We start from the raw sequence: 357 nt of genomic DNA on the forward strand, positions 1-357 counted from the left end.
CCCTTCACGCGCTCGAAGAGGGCCACCATGTCCGGGCCGTACATGCGCGGCAGCAGTTCGGCGCGCGCCTGCCCGTCGCCGTGTTCGCCGGAGAGCGATCCGCCGTGTGCCACGACCAGGCCGGCCAGTTCCTCGGAGAAGCGGCGGAAGCGGGCGATGCCCGGACCGGTCAGCAGGTCGAAGTCGATCCGGACGTGGATGCAGCCGTCCCCGAAGTGCCCGTACGGGGCGCCGCGCAGTCCGTGCTCGGCCAGCAGTCCGCGGAAGTCCCGCAGGTACGCGCCGAGCCGGGCGGGCGGCACCGCACAGTCCTCCCAGCCGGGCCATGCCTCGGTGCCGTCCGGCATCCGGGTCGCC

General features: G+C 73.9%; 1 protein-coding gene. It reads right to left on the reverse strand.

Going from position 1 to position 357, the window contains the following annotated elements; all coding sequences use genetic code 11:
* On the reverse strand, positions 1-357 hold a 357-nt coding region (locus tag J0695_RS41325; protein WP_277990118.1), incomplete at both ends, for an FAD-linked oxidase C-terminal domain-containing protein.

This window comes from Streptomyces beijiangensis (assembly GCF_017315755.1).
Lineage (GTDB): Bacteria > Actinomycetota > Actinomycetes > Streptomycetales > Streptomycetaceae > Streptomyces > Streptomyces beijiangensis.